The following is a 15652-nucleotide window of genomic DNA, read 5'->3' on the forward strand; positions in this document are numbered from 1 at the left end:
TCGCCCGGCGGGGTTGGCCTGCCCGGAGGGACTCGAACCCCCGACCTGCTGCTTAGAAGGCAGCTGCTCTATCCAGTTGAGCTACGGGCAGCGCGGGGATGCGGGAAGATGGATGGTCGGAGCGGCGGGATTCGAACTCGCGACCTACTGGTCCCAAACCAGTTGCGCTACCAGGCTGCGCTACGCTCCGAACAAGCGCGCATTGTACCCAGTCAATTCGCCGTTTCTTCCCGAGCCTCACGCATTGATCTGCTGCCAGCTCTTTTCAAGCCGCTTCACGCTCACCGGCTGGGGTGTGCGCAGCTCCTGGGCGAAGAGGCTGATGCGCAATTCCTCAATCAGCCAGCGGAACTCGTCGAGCCGGGCATCGTGCACACCGCGCCGCTCGGCCACGAGGCGCAGGTAGCGCTGCTCGAGCGGCCGAAGCTCGCTCAGGCGTGACGCGTCCCGCGCGGGGTCGGCACGCAGCTTGTCGAGGCGCATCGCAATGCCCTTCAGGTAGCGCGGCAGGTGTGCCAGCTGCGCCCAGCTCGTGCCCAGCACGAAGCGCTTGGGCACCAGCCGGCCCAGCTGAGCCTGGATGTCGTCTGCCACGTCCTTGGGGGCACGCGCGTCCTTGAGCTTGCGCGCTGCCGCGGCGTACTCGGTCAGCACCAGCAAGGCACTGCGCGCCACCTCGTTCGCGATGAGCGTCAGGCGCCCTCGCCCTTCGTCGATGCGGCGCTTGAAGGCGGCGGCGTCGGTGGGCAAGGGGTCCGCCAGGAAGGCCCGGTCCAGCGCCAGGTCGACGATCTGTTCGCGCAGCTCGTCGGCCGTGCCCAGCGGCGTGTAGAGCATCGCCATCTTCTGCAGGTCGGGGATGTTCTTCTCCAGGTACTTGAGCGCATCGCGGATCTGCAGCGCGACCAGCCGGCGCAGGCCGGCGCGGTGCTTGGTGGCTGCGATGTCGGGCTCGTCGAACACCTCGATCAGCACGTGGTTGCCGCGGTCGATGAGCGCCGGAAAGCCGATCAGCGTCTGGTTGCCGCGCCGGACTTCCATCAGCTCAGGCAGCTCGCCGAAACTCCAGTCGGTGTATTGCTTCTCGGCCGGAGCCGCTTCGGCTTTGGCCACGTCCACGACGGAAGCCTTCGAAGGCACTGCAGCAACTGGTGCCGAAGCCGGCTGCTGGGCCTGCGGCCGCAATGCCGCCAAGGCCTGGAAGGCGGACCGCGCCTGCCCCCCAAGCTCGGCCTTCAGGCTGGCCAGGTTGCGGCCCGTGCCCAACTGCCGCCCGTGCTCGTCGACCACGCGGAAATTCATGAAGAGGTGCGGCGGCAGCTGCTCCAGCTTGAAGTCGTTGCGCTGCACGGCGATCTGCGTGCGATCGCGCACCGCCTTGAGCAACACATCCATCAGCGCCCCCTGGGCAAAGGGCGTGAGTTCGCAGAACTCTTCAGCGTAGTCGGGCAGCGGCACCAGGCGTGAACGCGGGCGCTGGTGCAGGCTCTTCACCAGCGCCAGCACCTTGTCCTTGAGCATGCCCGGCACCAGCCATTCGCAGCGCTCGTCGTTGACCTGGTTGAGCGCGAAGAGCGGCACGGTCACGGTCACGCCATCCTTGGGGTCGCCGGGTTCATGCAGGTAGCTGGCAACGCAGTCGATGCCGCCCAGGCGCAAGGTCTTGGGGAACGCCGCCGTGGTGATACCCGCCGCCTCGTGGCGCATCAACTCCTCGCGCGTCAGCTGCAGCAGTTTGGGCTGCCGCTTCACCTCGTCGCGGTACCAGCGCTCCAGGCTCGAACCGCTGCACACCTCGGCGGGCAGTTGCTGGTCGTAGAAGGCGTAGATCAACTCATCGTCGACCAGCACGTCCTGCCGCCGCGACTTGTGTTCCAGCTCCTCGACCTGCGCGATGAGCTTGCGGTTGGCCGCGAGGAACGGCAGCCGGGTGTCCCATTCGCCGTTGACCAGCGCCTCGCGGATGAAGATCTCGCGTGCCGCAGCCGGGTCGACATTGCCGAAGTTCACCCGCCGGTTGCTGTAGATCACGATGCCGTAGAGGGTGGCGCGCTCCAGCGCGACCACCTCACCGGCCTTCTTCTCCCAGTGCGGCTCCAGCAGCTGCGTCTTGATCAGGTGGCCGGCGATCGTGGGCAACCATTGCGGCTCGATGCCCGCAATGCCGCGGCCAAAGAGGCGCGTCGTCTCCACCAGTTCGGCGGCCACGATCCAGCGACCCGGCTTCTTGCTCAGGTTGGCGCCGGGGTGCTTGTAGAACTTGATGCCGCGCGCGCCCAGGTACCAGTCGTCCTCGTCGCTCTTGAGGCCGATGTTGCCCAACAAGCCGGCCAGCATCGACAGATGGAGCTGCTCGTAAGTCGCGGCCGACCCGTTGAGGCGCCAGCCGTGCTCGGCCACCACGGTGTGCAGCTGCGAGTGGATGTCGCGCCACTCGCGCACGCGGCGCGGCGAGATGAAGTGCTCGCGCAGCAGCTGCTCCTGCTTGCGGTGCGAGAGCTTGTGTTCGCCCTGGCCTCCTTTCGCGTCTTCCAGCCACTTCCAGAGCTTGAGCGTGCCCATGAACTCAGACTTCTCGTCGTCGAACTTCTTGTGCGCGTTGTCGGCCGCCTGCTGCTGCTCCAGCGGTCGATCTCGCACGTCCTGCACGCTCAAGGCCGACGCAATCACCAGCACCTCGGCCAGCGCCTGCCGGCTGCGCGCCTCCAGGATCATGCGGCCCACGCGCGGGTCGAGCGGCAGCTTGGCCAGTTCGCGGCCGATGGGGGTGAGTTCGTTCTGGTCGTCGACGGCGCCCAGTTCGTTCAGCAACTGGTAGCCGTCGGCGATGGCGCGGCGTGGCGGTGGTTCGATGAAGGGAAAGTCCTCGACCAGCCCCAGGCCCAGAGACTTCATGCGCAGGATCACCCCGGCCAGCGAGGAACGCAGGATCTCCGGGTCGGTGAAACGCGTGCGCTCGGAGAAATCCTTCTCGTCGTAGAGGCGGATGCAGATGCCGTTGCTCACCCGGCCACAGCGGCCGGCGCGTTGATTGGCGGCGGCCTGGCTCACCGGCTCGATCTGCAGTTGCTCGACCTTGTTGCGGTAGCTGTAGCGCTTGACGCGCGCGGTGCCGGCGTCAATCACGTACTGGATGCCGGGCACGGTCAGCGAGGTCTCGGCCACGTTGGTGGCCAGCACGATGCGGCGCGCGCTGTGAGGCTCGAACACCATGTCCTGCTCTTGCTGGCTCAAGCGAGCGAACAGCGGCACCACTTCCACGCCAGGCGGGTGGTGGCGGCGCAAGTGCTCGGCCGCCTCGCGGATCTCGCGCTCGCCGGGCAGGAAGACGAGCACATCGCCAGCACCTTCGCGCCACAGTTCGTCGACGGCATCGCCGATGGCATCGTTCAGGCCGTACTCGCGGCTGTCCTCGAACGGGCGGTAGCGTTGCTCGACGGGATAAAGCCGCCCCGACACCTGGATCACCGGCGCCGGCCCGTGGCGCGACGCGAAGTGCTGCGCAAAGCGGTCGGCGTCGATGGTGGCCGACGTGACGATGATCTTCAGATCCGGGCGGCGCGGCAGGATCTGCCGCAGGTAGCCGAGCAGGAAGTCGATGTTCAGGCTGCGCTCATGGGCCTCGTCAATGATCAGCGTGTCGTAGGCCTTCAACAGCGGGTCGGTCTGCGTCTCGGCCAGCAGGATGCCGTCGGTCATCAGCTTGACGCTGGCGCCGGCGGATAGGCGGTCCTGGAAGCGCACCTTGAAGCCGACGTGCTCGCCCAGAGGCGTCTTCAGCTCCTCGGCAATACGCTTGGCGACGCTGGATGCGGCAATGCGCCTCGGCTGGGTGTGGCCGATCAACCCCTTGCCGCCCGCGCCCTTGCCACGCCCAAGCGACAGCGCGATCTTAGGCAGCTGGGTGGTCTTGCCCGAGCCCGTCTCGCCGCAGACGATCACCACCTGATGGGTTTCGATCGCCCGCGCGATCTCGTCACGCCGGCCCGAGACGGGCAACGATTCGGGAAACGTGATCGGCGGGATGGGGTTGGCCACCGGGGGCGCATTGCGGCGCGGGGGAGAAGTCATCAGAGGAACCGAAGGGCCTTCGTGCAAAATCGTTGATTATTTCAAAGTGCCGCCATGAGTCTTGTCTTCCCTCACACCTTCGTTCCGTGGTTCCGCGCCGTCGCGCCGTACATCCACGCGCACCGAGGCAAGACCTTCGTGGTGGCGATCGCCGGCGAACTGGTGGCCGCGGGCAAGCTGGCCACCTTTGCGCAAGACCTGGCGATCCTGCACGCCATGGGCATCAAGCTGGTGCTCGTGCATGGCTTTCGACCGCAGGTCGAGGAGCAATTGAAGGCCAAGGGGCACAGCTCGCGTTTCAGCCACGGCATGCGCATCACCGACGCCATCGCGCTCGACTGCGCGCAAGAAGCCGCCGGCCAGATGCGGTACGAGATCGAGGCCGCCTTCTCGCAAGGTCTGCCCAACACGCCGATGGCCCATGCGCAGATCCGGGTGGTGTCGGGCAACTTCATCACCGCCCGGCCGGTGGGGATTCTCGACGGTGTGGACTTCCAGCACACCGGCCTGGTGCGCAAGATCGACGCGGCGGGCATCCGGCGTGCGGTTGATTTCGGCGCCCTGGTGATGCTCTCGCCCTTCGGCTTCTCGCCCACTGGCGAAGCGTTCAACCTCAGCATGGAAGATGTGGCCGCTAGCGCAGCCGATGCCCTGCAGGCCGACAAGCTGATCTACGTCACTGAGGTCAAGGGCATTCCGCTCGACCCGTCAGACCCCAACAGCGAGATCGACACCGAGCTGGCTCTGGCCGACGCCAAGAAGCTGCTCGCCAACCTGCCCAACCCGGTGCAGCCCACCGACACCGCCTTCTACCTTCAGCACGCCGTGAAGGCCTGCGAAGCAGGCGTGGAGCGGGTGCACATCGTGCCCTTCTCGGTCGACGGCTCGGTGTTGATGGAGTCGTTCACCCACGATGGGGTGGGCACCATGATCGTCGACGAAAAGCTCGAAAGCCTGCGCGAGGCGACGGCCGACGACATCGGCGGCATCCTGCAGCTGATCGAACCCTTCGAGCGCAACGGCACGCTGGTCAAGCGCGATCGCACAGAGATCGAGCGCGACATTGACCACTACACCGTGATCGAGCACGACGGCGTGATCTTCGGCTGCGCGGCGCTCTACCCCTACCCGGAAGGCCGCACGGCCGAGATGTCGGCGCTGACGGTGTCGCCCGACGTGCAAGGCCAGGGAGACGGGGAGCGCATTCTCAAGCGCGTGGAACAGCGCGCCAAGGCCAGCGGGCTCGACAGCATCTTCGTGCTCACCACGCAAACCATGCACTGGTTTCTCAAGCGGGGTTTTGCGCAGGTCGATCCCGACTGGCTTCCCGAAGCGCGCAAGCGCAAATACAACTGGGACCGGCGCTCCCAGGTGCTGGTGAAGAAACTCGCCTGAAGCACCACAAACCGCCTCTCGATTCATTTCCAAGGAGTACCCCATGGCCCGTACCGTTCAATGCGTTCACCTCAAGAAAGAGGGCGAAGGCCTCGATTTCGCCCCTTACCCGGGCGAGCTCGGCAAACGCATCTACAACGAAGTCAGCAAGGAGGCCTGGCAGCTGTGGATGAAGCACCAGACCATGCTCGTCAATGAAAACCGCCTGAATCTGGCCGACCAGCGCGCTCGGCAGTATCTGGCACGCCAGATGGAGCGGTTCTTCTTCGGCGAAGGTGCCGAACAACCCGCAGGTTATGTACCGCCCAGCAATTCCTGAATATGTCAAGTACCCCTATATAGCGAGGCGCCGATAACAAATACATCACGACATATTGTTTATCCCCTGCCCTAGAATATGCGCCACAGCAGCAGCACAAGCTGCATATTCAAGGAGATACAACATGTCATCACTTCAGGATTTGCTGGCAAAACGTGCGGCTCTCGAGCAGGAAATCGAAGCCACTCAGAAGCGTGAGCGTCAAGACGCCATCAGCAAAGTCAGGGCATTGATGTCTGAATATGGTTTGACGGTGGCCGACCTCACAAGCAAGAGCCCGGCGAGCAAAGCCGGCGTCAGCAAGGGCTCCAAGGTCGCCCCCAAATACCGCAATGCCGACACCGGCGACACCTGGAGCGGTCGCGGCCTGCAGCCCAAGTGGCTGAAAGCCGCCCTCGCTTCCGGCAAGAAAATCAGCGATTTCGCGATCTGATCCGCCTGACAACCCTGTGAACGCCGCCCGAGGGCGGCGTTTCGCTTTGGGGCCTTCGTTAGACTTCCCCAGTGATCCCGCCCACCTTCGTCCAAGAACTGCTCTCGCGCGCCGACATCGTCGAGATCGTGGGCCGCCATGTGCAGCTCAAGAAGGCCGGCATCAACCACAAGGGACTGTGCCCATTCCATGGCGAGAAGACGCCCAGCTTCACCGTCAGCGCCACCCGCCAGACCTACCACTGCTTCGGCTGCGGCGTGCACGGCAACGCCATAGGTTTCCTCATGGAGTACTCCGGCATGGGGTTTCTCGATGCGGTGCGCGATCTGGCCCAGCAAGTCGGCCTGACCGTTCCCGAGGATGACCGCTCGCCCCAGGAACGCGAGCGCGCGGCCGAGCTGAAGGAGCGCCAGGCCACGCTGAGCGACGTGCTGTCCAAGGCCGCGGACCACTACCGCAAGCAGCTGAAGGCGAATCCCCGGGCAATCGACTACCTGAAAGGCCGCGGCCTCACCGGGGAGATTGCGGCGGCCTTCGGGCTGGGTTTCGCCCCCGACGGCTGGCGCGGCCTGGCCAGCGTCTTCCCAAAGTACGACGACCCGCTGCTCGAAGAAAGCGGCCTGGTGATCGCCACCGGCGAAGACGAGGCCGACCGCAAGCGCTACGACCGCTTTCGCGACCGCATCATGTTCCCCATCCGCTCCGTCCAGGGCGACGTGATCGGCTTCGGAGGTCGCGTGCTCGACAAGGGCGAGCCCAAGTACCTCAACTCACCGGAAACCCCGGTTTTCGTCAAAGGCCGCGAGCTCTACGGCCTGCACGAGGCGCGTGCGGCCATGCGCCAGCGCGGCTACGTGCTGGTGGTCGAGGGCTACATGGATGTGGTGGCGCTGGCCCAGCTCGGCTTCCCGAACGCGGTGGCCACGCTGGGAACGGCCTGCACGGCCGAGCACGTGCAGAAGCTCTTCCGCTTCACCGACTCCGTCGTGTTCAGCTTTGACGGCGACGCCGCCGGCCGCCGCGCCGCCGGGCGGGCGCTGGAAGCGTCCCTCCCCCACGCCAGCGACACGCGCACCGTGCGCTTCCTGTTCCTGCCGCCCGAGCACGACCCGGACTCCTACGTGCGCGAACACGGCGCCGAGGCCTTCGAGCGGTGCGTCGCACAGGCCGTCCCCTTGTCGCGCCAGCTCATCGAGGCGGCCCGCGATGGCATGGACCTCGACAGCGCCGAGGGCCGGGCCAAGCTCCTGGCCAACGCCAAGCCGCTGTGGTCGGCCTTGCCGGAAGGCGCGTTGAAGCTTCAGCTGCTCGGCGAACTGGCCCAGTCAGGGGGGCTGGCAGCTGCCGACCTGGCCCACCTGTGGCAAGGCAGCGCTGCTCCCAAACGGTCTTCCGAGGCGCAACCCACCCGCGACGCGCCAGGCGGCGACCGTCCTCGGCCCGCACGCCCCAGCCGCATGAGCAGCCGCGCGGCCCCCGCCAGCCCGGCCGACACCGCCCTGCGCATGCTTCTCTTGCACAGCGAGTGGTGGCAGCAGCTCGACGCCGACGACCACGAGCTGCTGGCCGATCTGCCCCCGCCCCACGGGCCCTTGTGCGCCTGGCTGGAGCGCCAGCTCAACGACCATGGCGCAACGCCTTGGGCGGTGCTGGAGCAGGCCCTGCTGGAAACCGAATGGGCCGATTCCGCCCCTCGCTTGGTCCCGCAGAGCGCGCTGGCCGACGAGCTTCAGTTCGCCGACCTGCGCCGGGTCGTCGACGGCATGTGGATCCGTTCCCTCCAGCTTCAGCAGGAAGCGCGGATGCAACGGGCGACCAGCGACCCCCAGGCGCTCACCCGCTGGCGGGAGCTGGAAACCCGCAGAAAGCAGCTCCTGAGCCTTGCGCAGCAGCCGACTTTGACGTAAGCCGCCCCTTCGACGATAATCAAGGGTTTGTTACGCGGCAAGAGCGACAGCAGCACCTCCGGGCCCGGCCACCCTCTGATACGGGGTTCCCATTGCGGATCACAGGCCACCTTTCCCGCAAGGACTGCACCCCAAATGTTCGCCCATGCTTGTCCGCATGCCATTTGACCGGTGACGAACCGGTCCATTTCGGCGTTGGCTTGTCGAGCCGATTCAGTGCCGACCCCACCACCATTCGAGGATTTGCATGACCGCGAAGAAGAGCGCTCCCGCCAAGGCAGCCCCAGCCGCTGCGCCCGCCAAAGCCGGCAAGGCCGAAGCCGAAGACAAGAAGAAGCCGGCCAAGGCAGCTGCAGCCCCAGCCAAGCCGGCTGCCAAGGCCGCCGCCGAGCCCAAGGGCAAGCCGGGCCGCAAGCCCAAGGCCGGTGCGGCCAAGAAGGAAGAAGTGCCCGAAGAGGACTTCTCCGACATCGAGGCCGACCTCCAGGGCGAGCCCGAAGCTGAAGCCGATGGCGGCGAGGAAAAGGCCGCCAAGGCCAAGCCGCTGCGCATGAAGGTGTCGCGCGCGAAAGAACGCGCGCTAATGCGTGAGTTCGGCCTAGATGAAACCGCACTCACCGAAGAAGAAGTCGCCAAGCGCCGCCAGGAGCTCAAGACGCTCATCAAGATGGGCAAGACGCGTGGTTTCCTGACGCACCAGGAAATCAACGACCACCTGCCCGAAAAGCTGGTCGACGCCGAAATCCTCGAAGCCATCGTGTCCATGTTGAACGACATGGGCATCGCCGTGTACGAGCAGGCACCCGATGCCGCCACGCTGCTGATCGCGGGCGGCGGCACCACGACGGCCACCGAAGAAGAAGCCGAAGAAGCTGCCGAAGCGGCGCTCTCCACGGTCGACTCCGAGTTCGGCCGCACGACCGACCCGGTGCGCATGTACATGCGCGAGATGGGCACGGTCGAACTGCTCACGCGCGAAGGCGAAATCGAGATCGCCAAGCGCATCGAAGGTGGTCTGCAGGCCATGATGCTTGCCATCAGCGCCTCGCCCACCACCATCGCCGAGATCCTCGTCTACGCCGACAAGATTGGCGCGGGCGAGATGCAGATCTCCGAGGTGGTCGATGGCTTCGTCTCCGAAGACGAGGCCGACGACTACGTGGCTGAAGAAGACGTTGACTTCTTCGACGAAGAAGACGACGACGACGGCCAGGGCGGCAGCAAGGCACTCACCAAGAAGCTCGAAGAGCTGAAGGCCGCCGCGCTGACCAAGTTCGAGAGCCTGCGCGGCAACTTCGACAAGATGCGCAAGTCCTTCGAGAAGGACGGCTACCAGTCCGCCTCGTACGACAAGTCGCAGCAGGCCATCAGCGCCGAGCTGATGACCATCCGCTTCACCGTCAAGACCATCGAGAAGCTGTGCGGCATCCTGCGCTCGCAGGTGGACGACGTGCGCCGCTACGAGCGCGAACTGCGCAAGATCCTGGTCGACAAGTGCGGCATGCCGCAGGAATACTTCATCAAGCACTTCCCGCCCAACCTGCTCAACCTGAAGTGGGCCGAGAAGGAAGCAGCTGCCGGCAAGCCCTACAGCGCCATCCTGTCGCGCAACCTGCCCGCCATTCAAGAGCTGCAGAAGAAGCTGACCGACCAGCAGGCACGCGCCGTGGTGCCGCTTGAAGACCTGAAGGGCATCAACAAGCGCATGAACGAAGGCGAGAAGTCGTCGCGCGATGCCAAGAAGGAGATGATCGAGGCCAACCTGCGCCTCGTGATCTCCATCGCGAAGAAGTACACCAACCGGGGCCTGCAGTTCCTCGACCTCATCCAGGAAGGCAACATCGGCCTGATGAAGGCGGTGGACAAGTTCGAATACCGCCGCGGCTACAAGTTCTCGACCTACGCCACGTGGTGGATCAGGCAGGCCATCACCCGGTCGATTGCCGACCAGGCGCGCACCATCCGCATCCCGGTGCACATGATCGAGACGATCAACAAGATGAACCGCCTGTCGCGCCAGCACCTGCAGGAGTTCGGCTTCGAGCCGGATGCTCCGACGCTGGCCGAGAAGATGGAGATCCCCGAGGACAAGATCCGCAAGATCATGAAGATCGCGAAGGAGCCGATCTCGATGGAAACCCCCATCGGCGACGACGACGATTCGCACCTGGGCGACTTCATCGAGGACACCAACAACACCGCGCCGATCGAAGCCGCCATGCAGGCCGGCCTGCGCGACGTGGTGAAGGACATCCTCGACTCGCTGACGCCGCGCGAAGCCAAGGTGCTGCGCATGCGCTTCGGCATCGAGATGAGCACGGACCACACGCTGGAAGAAGTCGGCAAGCAGTTCGACGTGACGCGCGAGCGCATCCGCCAGATCGAAGCGAAGGCCATCCGCAAGCTCAAGCACCCGAGCCGTTCGGACAAGCTGAGAACCTACCTCGACAACCTCTGATCCTCAGAGAAACCCCCAAGCCCCGGCCCTTTTTGCCGGGGCTTTTTTCATGTGGGTTGCCATAAACTTCACGGATGACGCAGATTCTTCAGCGGACCGTGCTGTTTGCCGACCTGCGCGGCAGCACGGCGCTGTACGAGACCCTTGGCAATGCCGAAGCCACGACGGTGGTCACACGCAGCGTTTCGCTGATCGCACAAATCGTCTCCACTTCCGGCGGTGTGGTGGTCAAGACCCTGGGTGATGGCTTGATGGCGGTATTCGCCGAGCCGGCCGCCGCCGTGGCCGCGGCCGATGAGATGCACGACTCGCTCGACCGCATCATCCCGCCCAACGCCAGCAGCCCGCAGCGGCACATGCCCGTGCTCAAGCTGCAGGTGGGGCTGGCGCATGGCGAAGTGGTGGAGATGTCGGGCGATTGCTTTGGTGATGCCGTGAACGTCGCCGCCCGCCTGCTCGACCACGCAGGCGACAACGAGACCTTGGCCACCGCCAGTGTGGTCACCGGGCTGGCGAGCGACCTGCGGCAGCGCTTTCGCAGCCTCGACAAGGTGCAGCTGCGTGGCCGCGTCGAGCCCGTCCACGTGCACCTGCTCGAAGGCCGCCGATTCGGCGACACCGCCGCCACCGCCTACGGCGAATTGATGCCACAGTTGGAGCCCGAAGGCATCCGCCTGATCTGGTTGGACATGAACCGCGTCTATGCCGGGCCCAGCCTGCCCGTGGTGCTGGGGCGCAGCCCGCAGGTCACGTACTGCATCGACGACTCCCGCGTCTCGCGTTCGCACGCCCGCATCGACTGGCATGGCGGCGCCTTCCAGCTCACCGACCTGAGCTTCAACGGCACTTATGTGCGCTTCTCCAACGACTCGGAGATCGTCGCGTTGCGCCGCGGTACCTGCACGCTGCACGGCTCGGGACTGATCGGCCTGGGTGCCACCCTCACCGACCCCACCGCGCCCTGCGTGCGCTTCGAGATCCTGAAGTTCTCCGACACGCAGCCGCAAGAGGACTTCTAGGCCAGCAACTCGTCGGCCAGTGCCGTGAGGGTGCTGAACACCCGGTAGCCGTCCCCCGCGAGCAACTCGCCTTCGCGCCGCAGCCACACGGCCTGCAGACCGGCATTCACAGCGCCCACCACGTCGAGCTCGTAGTCGTCGCCGATGTGCAGCACCTGGCCCGGAGCGCAGCCCAGTCGCTCGCAGGCATGGTGGAAGATGCGCTGGTCGGGCTTGGCCACACCCAGGTTGCGCGCAGTGACGCTGCCGCGAAAGAAGCGCGACAAGCCGATCCGATCGAGATCGGCATTGCCATTGGTCAAGGCCATCAGCGGAAAACGCTGCGAAAGGCGTTCGAGCACGGCCAGCACCTCGTCGTAGAGCACGACGTCCTGCCGCGCCGCGAAGAAGACCTCGAAGGCCGGCGCAGCGAGCGCCTCGTCATCGCCCGCGTGCTGCAGTGCGCGGCGCAGGCTCTCTTGCCGCAGCGCGCTCAGGTCGTGCAGGCGATCTGGGCTTTCCACGGCCACCTCGTTGCGCAGGGTTCGCAGCGCAGCCCGGTCGAAGCGCGCCGCCGTCGCCGGTGCGTGTTCGGTCAGCCAGGCGTGAAGCACCCCCTCGGCGCGATCGATCGTTGGCCAGATCGGCCACAGCGTGTCGTCCAGATCCAGGGTCAACGCGAGCGGAAGTGTGTGCATCAGTTGTCGTTGTTGCGGGGGAACCAGGGTCGTCACCGAGCATTCTCTCCGCTACAGTGCTTCGCACACTGAGGGCGCAATTTCGGTAGTGATGGATGAATCCCGTGTCCGATGACGCCGGCCGGCAGCAAACGCTGAGCGCGCTGCGCGCGCTTTCCTCCCCGCCCCAGACGACCTTCGAGTCGCTGGTGCGCCTGCTGGCCGAGCACCTGCACTGCCCCATTGCCTGGCTCGGCTTGCTGGACGACACCGCGTTGCAGCTGAAGGCCTGGATCGGCCTGCAGCACCGCGAGCTGTCTCGTCCTTCGCCGGCCTTTCTGGACGCCCTGCTCGCCCCCGAAGGCTTCGTTCTCGGCGCCGGGACGCAGGCCTTGGCCGATCACCGATGGCTCACCGAAGCCGGCCATGTCCAGGCGCTGGCCGCCATGCGCATCGTGGTCGATGGGCACGTCATCGGCCTGGTCTGCGCGATGGACGCCACCGCCCGAGCGTTCGATGCAGCACAACTGCGCAGCCTGCGCGACGTGGCGCAGATGGCTGCCTCGCTGCTTGAAGCCGGCCTCAAGGAAGAGCGCTGGCGCCTGCATGCCGAACGCGTGCGCGTGGCCAGCCTGTCGAGCAGCGACTGGCTGTGGGAAAGCGACGAGACCGGCCGCGTGCGCTGGGTCTCGTCGGGCGTCGAGGCGCACACCGGGCTGCCATCGGACCGGGTGCTGGGCCACACGCTGGCCGAGATCAACATCCCCCGCGAAGACGACACCACCGCCTCCTTGCAGCGCTACAAGGAGGCGCGCGCCCGGCGGGAGCCCTTCCGCGACGTGATCTTCGACCGCGAAACCACCACCGGCCGCATCACCGTAAGCATCAGCGGCACCCCGGTGTTCGATGCCGATGGGCGCTTCTGTGGCTACCGTGGCACCACCAGCAACATCACCGAACGCATGCAGGCCCAGCAGGCCGCCCGCAAGGCCGAGGCCCTGCTGCGCGACGCGCTCAACAGCATCACGGCAGGCGTGATGATCAGCGACGCCGAAGGCCGCATCGTGCTGGCCAACACGCTGTGGCGTCGCAGCATCGGCCCTTACCTCGACAACCTGAAGACCTGGCCCCAGCTCGTAGAGCAGATGGCAACGGCGGGCTTCTACCCCGATTGGCCCGACCGCGACGCCTTCGTGCGCTGGCGCTTGAGCCTGCCCACTCCGCGCGGCGAGCGGCACGAGATGCGCTGGCGCGACCGCTGGGTGATCGTCAGCGACCGCCTGCTGCCCGACGGCAGCGTGGTGCACCTTTCGGTCGACATCACCGACCGCAAGCGGGCCGAGCTGGCCCTCGCGGAGCAGCAGCTGCAGCTGCGCGAGTCGCGCGCCCAGCTCAGCGCCGTGCTCGAGGCCGTGCCCGACCTGTGGTTCGTGCTCGATGCCGAGGGCCACTACCTCAAGTGCAGCTCTGAAACGCATCCGTTACTGGTCCAGCGATGGGAGGATGTGCGTGGCAAGCCGTTCGCGGCCGGTGTGCCCCAGGCGCTGGCCGAGCGGGCCGTGGCCACCATCAAGCGTGCCCTCGCCAGCGGACAAGTGCAACGCATCGACTACGACCTCACCATGCCCGATGGGGTGAGCCGCATCTTCGAGGCGCGCATCTCGCCCATGCCCAACGCGCAGGTGCTTTACGTCACGCGCGACCTCACGGAACTGCGCCACCTGGAGCGCGATGTGCTCATCATGCAGCGCGCGCTCGAAGCCGATGCCTCGCTGCCCATCAGCGTGGCCGACGCCACCCAGCCCGACATGCCGCTGATCTACGTCAACCCGGCGTTCGAGCGACTCACCGGCTACACCCGCAGCGAAGTGATAGGCCGGAACTGCCGCTTCCTGCAAGGCCACCTGCGCGACCAGCCCGTGGCCAATTCGCTGCGCGAGGCGCTGAGCGAAGGCCGTGCGGCCACCGTCACCTTGCACAACGTGCGCAAGGACGGCACGGTGTTCAGCAACGCCTTGCACGTGGCACCGGTGCGCGATGCCTCGGGCCATCTCACCCACTACATCGGCGTCCAGCGCGACGTGACCGAGCAAAGCCGCTCTGCCGACAAGTTGCGCCTGAGCGAAGAGCTCTACCGCTCGGTCGCTTCGGCCATCAGCGACGGCCTGCTGGTGGTCACGCCGGGCTTGTCCATCAGTGCCGTCAACCCGGCTGGTTGCGACATCCTCGGCATCGACCAAGCCGCGGTGGTGAACCAGTCAGGGGCCTGGCCCTTCGAGTTTCTCGGCCCCGACGAGAAACCCCTGTCGCTGGAGCAGCACCCGGTCCTGCGGGTCGTGCACGGCAACCGGCCGCTGATGAACCAGCTCCATGCGCTGCGCCGGCCCGACGGCGAGTTGCGCTGGGTGGCGCTGAACGCCCACCCGCTCCAGCTGCGGCCCGAGGGCAGCACCTTCTCGGTGGTGCTGACCTTCCGCGACATCACGCAGCAACGCGCCGCCGAGCAGGCGCTCGCGGTGGCCGAGGAACGCTGGAAGCTCGCCCTCGACGGCCCCGGCGACGGCGTCTGGGATTGGGACATTCGCAGCAACCGCTTCTTCTACTCGACCCGCTGGAAGGAGATGCGCGGCTACGCCGAGCACGAGATCGGCGACGCCGAGCATGAGTGGCGCTCGCGGACCCACCCTGACGACCTGTCCCGCATCGCGACCGAAGTCCGGCGTCACCTGCGCGGGCAGACGCCCCTCTACGACATCGAATACCGCGTGCGCCATCGCCAGGGCCACGACATATGGATACGCGACCGCGGCAAGGTCGTGAGCTACGGCCCGGACGGGCGGGCATTGCGCATGGTCGGTACGCAGACCGACATCACCCGCAACAAGCAGGCCGAACAGATGCTGCGCGACAAGCAGGCCGCCGAGCTGGCCAGCCAGGCCAAGAGCGAGTTCCTCTCCCGCATGAGCCACGAGATGCGCACGCCGCTCAACGCGGTGATCGGCTTCTCGCAGCTGCTGGGCCTGAACCAGGGCACGCTCGACGCCAAGGTCGTGCACGAGTACTCCAACCACGTGCTGGATGCCGGCGAACACCTGCTGAGCCTGATCAACGACGTGCTCGACCTGCAGAAGATTGAAGACGGCGCGCTCTCCCTGAACGTCGGTGCGGTGGATCTGTGCGAGGCCGTGACGCGTTCGATGGAGCTGCTGACGCCCACCGCGCAGGCGCGGCAGGTGCAGTTCGACAACCAGGTCATGCCGGGCACCTGGGTGCATGCCGACATGCAGCGTCTGCGCCAGGTGCTGCTGAACGTCGCCTCCAACGCCGTCAAGTACAACCGCCAGGGCGGCCTGGTGCGCTGGCGGGTGGAGAACGTGACAGGTGGTCGGCTGAC

The 15652-nt window shown here is 66.1% G+C and carries 9 protein-coding genes and 2 tRNA genes; 7 read left to right on the top strand and 4 right to left on the bottom strand.

Annotation, left to right across the window (positions count from 1 at the left end):
* Nucleotides 1–14: 14 nt before the first annotated feature.
* The 3 genes from VFL64_RS11915 to hrpA form a co-directional block, all read right to left on the bottom strand.
* Nucleotides 15–91, bottom strand: a tRNA-Arg gene (locus VFL64_RS11915).
* A 22-nt stretch (nucleotides 92–113) separates the two neighbouring features.
* A tRNA-Pro gene (locus VFL64_RS11920) sits at nucleotides 114–190 on the bottom strand.
* Between the two features lie 47 nt (nucleotides 191–237).
* On the bottom strand, nucleotides 238–4071 hold the full coding sequence (gene hrpA, locus VFL64_RS11925; RefSeq protein WP_489540594.1) for an ATP-dependent RNA helicase HrpA: 3834 nt from the start codon (nucleotides 4069–4071) through the stop codon (nucleotides 238–240).
* Between the two features lie 54 nt (nucleotides 4072–4125).
* Between hrpA and argA the strand changes: the two genes are divergently transcribed.
* From argA to VFL64_RS11955, 6 genes are all read left to right on the top strand, one after another.
* Nucleotides 4126–5466: an amino-acid N-acetyltransferase gene (gene argA / locus VFL64_RS11930; RefSeq protein WP_489540595.1), complete on the top strand. Its 1341-nt coding sequence runs from the start codon at nucleotides 4126–4128 to the stop codon at nucleotides 5464–5466.
* Between the two features lie 43 nt (nucleotides 5467–5509).
* Nucleotides 5510–5785, top strand: coding sequence for an oxidative damage protection protein (locus VFL64_RS11935; protein ID WP_480313756.1), 276 nt, complete (start codon nucleotides 5510–5512; stop codon nucleotides 5783–5785).
* A gap of 124 nt (nucleotides 5786–5909) precedes the next feature.
* On the top strand, nucleotides 5910–6218 hold the full coding sequence (locus VFL64_RS11940; RefSeq protein WP_489540596.1) for an H-NS histone family protein: 309 nt from the start codon (nucleotides 5910–5912) through the stop codon (nucleotides 6216–6218).
* 71 nt (nucleotides 6219–6289) lie between these two features.
* Nucleotides 6290–8125, top strand: a complete 1836-nt coding sequence (gene dnaG, locus VFL64_RS11945; protein ID WP_489540597.1) for a DNA primase — start codon at nucleotides 6290–6292, stop codon at nucleotides 8123–8125.
* A gap of 247 nt (nucleotides 8126–8372) precedes the next feature.
* The gene (gene rpoD, locus VFL64_RS11950) at nucleotides 8373–10583 is read left to right on the top strand and encodes an RNA polymerase sigma factor RpoD (RefSeq protein ID WP_489540598.1); all 2211 of its coding nucleotides are present in this window, start codon (nucleotides 8373–8375) and stop codon (nucleotides 10581–10583) included.
* Nucleotides 10584–10657: 74 nt separating this feature from the next.
* Nucleotides 10658–11602, top strand: a complete 945-nt coding sequence (locus VFL64_RS11955; protein ID WP_489540599.1) for an adenylate/guanylate cyclase domain-containing protein — start codon at nucleotides 10658–10660, stop codon at nucleotides 11600–11602.
* Here the strand turns inward: VFL64_RS11955 and VFL64_RS11960 are convergent.
* Nucleotides 11599–12279: an HAD family hydrolase gene (locus VFL64_RS11960; protein WP_489540600.1), complete on the bottom strand. Its 681-nt coding sequence runs from the start codon at nucleotides 12277–12279 to the stop codon at nucleotides 11599–11601. The genes VFL64_RS11955 and VFL64_RS11960 overlap by 4 nt on opposite strands.
* 104 nt (nucleotides 12280–12383) lie before the next feature.
* Here VFL64_RS11960 and VFL64_RS11965 point away from each other — a divergent pair.
* On the top strand, nucleotides 12384–15652 hold a 3269-nt coding region (locus tag VFL64_RS11965; RefSeq protein ID WP_489540601.1), incomplete at its 3' end, for a PAS domain S-box protein.

Origin of the sequence: Rhizobacter sp., assembly GCF_035702065.1 — a bacterium.
Classification (GTDB): Bacteria; Pseudomonadota; Gammaproteobacteria; order Burkholderiales; family Burkholderiaceae_C; genus Rhizobacter.

Excerpts from the sequence above, each read along its gene's own strand:
- VFL64_RS11935 (WP_480313756.1), top strand. The coding sequence starts at position 5,510 with ATGGCCCGTACCGTTCAATGCGTTCACCTCAAGAAAGAGGGCGAAGGC.
- argA (WP_489540595.1), top strand. The coding sequence starts at position 4,126 with ATGAGTCTTGTCTTCCCTCACACCTTCGTTCCGTGGTTCCGCGCCGTC.
- VFL64_RS11940 (WP_489540596.1), top strand. The coding sequence starts at position 5,910 with ATGTCATCACTTCAGGATTTGCTGGCAAAACGTGCGGCTCTCGAGCAG.
- VFL64_RS11955 (WP_489540599.1), top strand. The coding sequence starts at position 10,658 with ATGACGCAGATTCTTCAGCGGACCGTGCTGTTTGCCGACCTGCGCGGC.
- rpoD (WP_489540598.1), top strand. The coding sequence starts at position 8,373 with ATGACCGCGAAGAAGAGCGCTCCCGCCAAGGCAGCCCCAGCCGCTGCG.
- hrpA (WP_489540594.1), bottom strand. The coding sequence starts at position 4,071 with ATGACTTCTCCCCCGCGCCGCAATGCGCCCCCGGTGGCCAACCCCATC.
- VFL64_RS11960 (WP_489540600.1), bottom strand. The coding sequence starts at position 12,279 with ATGCACACACTTCCGCTCGCGTTGACCCTGGATCTGGACGACACGCTG.